Origin of the sequence: Nostoc favosum CHAB5714, from assembly GCF_020829495.1 — a bacterium.
Classification (GTDB): Bacteria; Cyanobacteriota; Cyanobacteriia; order Cyanobacteriales; family Nostocaceae; genus Nostoc; species Nostoc favosum.
On sequence record NZ_JAIVFQ010000214.1, the window covers coordinates 1 to 3,953 of the forward strand.

Annotated in this window: 3 protein-coding genes; 1 reads left to right on the forward strand and 2 read right to left on the reverse strand. The window is 38.7% G+C overall.

From position 1 onward, the window contains the following. Positions 1–263: 263 nt before the first annotated feature. On the forward strand, positions 264–857 hold the full coding sequence (locus LC586_RS39890; protein WP_229491291.1) for a hypothetical protein: 594 nt from the start codon (positions 264–266) through the stop codon (positions 855–857). Positions 858–969: 112 nt separating this feature from the next. Here LC586_RS39890 and LC586_RS39895 read toward each other — a convergent pair whose 3' ends face one another. Next, positions 970–1,878, reverse strand: a complete 909-nt coding sequence (locus LC586_RS39895) for an ATP-binding protein (RefSeq protein ID WP_229491292.1) — start codon at positions 1,876–1,878, stop codon at positions 970–972. Positions 1,879–1,883: 5 nt separating this feature from the next. Beyond that, positions 1,884–3,728 carry a TnsB C-terminal domain-containing protein gene (locus LC586_RS39900; RefSeq protein WP_229491293.1) on the reverse strand — a complete coding sequence of 615 codons (1,845 nt, stop codon included), beginning with the start codon at positions 3,726–3,728 and terminating at the stop codon, positions 1,884–1,886. Positions 3,729–3,953: the final 225 nt, after the last annotated feature.

The window sequence follows — 3,953 nt, forward strand, 5'->3', positions numbered from 1 at the left end:
TGTCCATTAAAGAATTATTTGTCAGTTTTAAAGAATTAGTGTCCAGGCACTCGATTTTTTGAGTCATTTGGAATTAGAGTCATGGTCTAGTTCGGTAAATTCCAGTTTTAAAGAATTAGTGTCACCTTTCACCCACAATAGTAAAATCATGATCTAACAGGTACTGAAACAGTGGTTTCTGCATCTCAAAGGGCATAATTGGCTCGGTGACTTGAGAATTGTCATCTAGGTAAAGTATAGGTATTACCTATAAGGATAAAACATTGTTAGAGCCTGGTTTAGCGGATCTAACTGTACCTAGACAAGACGTAAATATGAGCAACACTGGACGTAATAAAAAACTAGCTTCATTCAACTGCGATGTAGAACTTTGGGAACAGTTCACCCGCCAGTGTCGAGATAACAGTACAACAGCCACTGCCGTACTAATTAATTTTATCTCCCAGTATGTAAATAATCCCTTAAGCGAAGTAGTTAAGAGTTCAGGGAATATAAAAGATCCAGGAAAAATAGATTGGGAACAGCTGATTAAACAACAGGTAGATAAGTACCTAGAACAAAATTTGCCCTCTTATTTAGATAAATATATAGCTAGTAATCAGGAAACAGGTAAAAAAAGACAACTAAATACTCAAAATAAAGAGTATTGGTTAGTCAAAGAGCGAGCTAAATATTTAGGAAAAGAAATAACTGACAATCAACTCATACATATCGAATTGTATGCTAATGATGCTTTTAAACAAAGGCACGGAACTTTACCTAAGAAAAAGCTATTTCGGAATATTGAGTCTTTCACTTATCCAAAAAGTGATGTTGATATTTTAGATGCAGCGATATTAAAAATAACGGGGGATTAAAAAAAACTCAAAAAACTTACTTACCTTTATGAAAGTGGGGGTACTTACGCTTGTGCTAGAGACTAATGGTACTTTTCAACTAGGATAACTCTTATATGTTTGAATTATTCAGCTAAAGGGATACTCTGCTAGACGGTTTACTACGAGTTAACAGAATGGATTTTAAAGATGAAACGTCTAGAGCTAAATCAGGTTTTTCTAGGGAGAAAATTGCAATTTTTCGTAGCATTTCATATAGAGTTTCAGCCTGTCCCCCCGACCTTTCATAAAGAATGTTTACGATGCCACTATCACTTGTGAGATTTAATGGTTGCTTCCAGCCGCCTAGAACTTGAGACTCCCAACTTGATATGACTTCTACTGTTTCTTGTTTCTGGAATGAGCTAAATTCATGCCAATCTAAAAATGTATTGGCTACATCCGTATATTTCTTACTTTGACGGGTGAGAATTTCATGTAGATAAAGCGAACCAACAGGAATTACGGAAATTTTTAAGTGGCGAGTAATTTCAACAAGCTCGTTAAAAGATTGATAGCTGAGGTAATGTGCATTCCCAATGATTAGCACACTAACGTTGTAGTAACTGAGTGTCATCCAAGTACGATTTCTTAAGAGTTTTAATTGGCATACTCCCGTAAAAGGATTACTCAATTCTGACAAAATTGCTAGAAATAAATCTGTCGGAGAACCAGGCTGCTGAACTTGTGCATAAACAACAGGCATGGGAATTGAGTGTAAGCTTCCACGTTTGCGTACATATCTCAAGCGATAAAATTGACAAGCTTTTCTCAAATCTGCACAACTAACTGCAACAACATAACCATTAGCTCTAGAGTCACGTTGGAAATCTAACCATTTGAAAAGTTGTCGGTCTCGAATGAAAAGGTAATAGGTATCACTTTTTCTAATAGGCTCAATCAAAGATTCTATTTCTGGTGGATGTTTTGATAGTGTCCCCAGATCAGCTTGAGGCTCTTGTTCTTCTATAAATTCTTGATAATTGGGTGATGATTGCGACATAAAGACTACCAATTCTCTTCGATAATTTGGTTCCAGTCATAAACAATGCTTTGACTCGGTTTAGCGCATTGTTGTTTGGGTTCACTGACCAAATTTATTGCTGATTGATGAGATAGCTCAGTCGCATCCGTTTGCTTTTCTAAAATAACAGTAGTCTCTTTTCCTTCAGGAAATAATTCAATGACTTTGCTTTGATTTAATTTGCGGTTAATGCGTTTTTGTTCTGAAGCTCGTCGTTGTTTAAGAGTCTTGATTTTCTCTTGAGCGAACTCATTTAAAGCTAGTCGCTCTGATAAAATTGACGACTGGTCAATAGCTTTACCACCAGAGCGAATCTTTTGCTTTATTGCCTTCCACTCCTTCAAGGACAGCCGTTCTTCATCTAAATCTCTAGCTTTTACCGTACCTAGAAAAACAGAAGCTTGATTGTTCTTCTCCACGCTATAAACCAGGAGAGTAACAATATTGCTGGGATTGTATCTGAGAGTAACTTGTTGTCCCTCAAATTTTTGTAGCCAAGTGGCGCTATAGATTAGGCACTCGAACTGTACACAGCCATAGGCTTGCACACAGCGCGGTACTGTCTTCATTAAGCATATATCTAACGCACGTTCTTCTAATAGCTTAGGTTGTTTGCCAATTAACCCTGCCCACCACCGTTGAATTCGTGTCTGATTTTTGACTCTAGGATAGAGATGTTGATTGTAGTGGTCAACAAAATATCGAGTTAATATTCTTTCAAATTCTTCGTAGGTGATACAGGCATATTTTTCGGCATCTAATGGTCTCTTTTGGACATTGGAGCCTTTATAGCCTGGTAGCATTGACAAAACCTCTTTATTTGCTTTGTCAAACAGGCTTTCAATTAGACCTCCTTGCTGCGGATAAGCACGTAACCGTAGTTGAATATTCAAATCCATTGCAATTCGTCGCAAATGCCCCGATCTAAATTCCTTGGCTCGGTCTGTGACAATATACTCAGGCAGCCCCCCTTCCATCCACTCATGTTGTATTTGATAATCAGGCGGATACTGTTTGGCCAAAATCGCATGACGCAGGGCTAGTGCTACTTCATGAGACCCTGCTGCCTCAAAGCCCAGATAGAACCCCATTGCACACCCAGAATAGCTATCGATGACCACAGTAATGTAGAGACTACCAGCTAGTTCTAAATTTTCATCTACTAATAAAGTGTCTAAACGAGTATGGTCTATTTGCCAGACTTGATTGCTACGCTCAACTACTAACTCTCCTGCCGTTGTCTTAATTACAATCCGAGAACCTTGCCCTGGATGTCGGACTTTTTTCTTTTCGACTAAGGGAGCTAGCACTTGATAAACAAAAACATGGCTTGGGTATTCACTCTCTTTCAACCCTAATTCCAATTCGGCGTGTCCCTTCACCTGGTTATAAACTTGGTTGCGATTCATGCGACGGCTATTTTTATTGCCATCTCTATAAGTTTTTTCGATAAAATCCACCCAATACTCGATGCTGGGCTGCCACTGCTTTTTCCCTCTACGTTTACCAGCATCCGCGCGTTTGGTTTTGGCTATTGCGGCTAATCCTTCAATGTCTGCCTTAGACAACATGCGAGTAATGGTTCGTGGATGCTTCCCTAACTTTTGCGCCCACTGTTTGATACGCTCCTGTTTGCCATCACCAGAAGTAGTACGGATGTCCTCTATCGCATCCATTTTCATGAGAATTTCTGTTTTCATCTGGGCATCCTCAATTTGCTCAATCAAGATTTTGTGGTCTTGTTGAGTGGGAGCCGTCAACTCCTCACTGTCGGGTGTCACCTCAGACAGATTGTTTTGTTCACCTTGGCTAGCTTTCTTTTCTAGCATTGCTGCTTTTAAGTATCACAAACGTGCGACTTCTGCCCGAAAAGGCATTTAATTATTTAAGCTTAAAGGAGCCATTTTTTCAAGAAAAGGCATTTAATTATTTAATAACGTTCAAAAAATACAAAAGCAGCAAAAAGCACTAACCCCTGTATCTATCAGGCTTTTAGCCTCTTATACCACTTGACAGTAATTATTTAAAAGTGACAAATAATTCTTTAATGGACA

What these genes read in the sequence shown, in the direction of transcription:
- LC586_RS39895 (WP_229491292.1), bottom strand. Translation starts at nt 1,878, where the DNA reads ATGTCGCAATCATCACCCAATTATCAAGAATTTATAGAAGAACAAGAG.
- LC586_RS39900 (WP_229491293.1), bottom strand. Translation starts at nt 3,728, where the DNA reads ATGCTAGAAAAGAAAGCTAGCCAAGGTGAACAAAACAATCTGTCTGAG.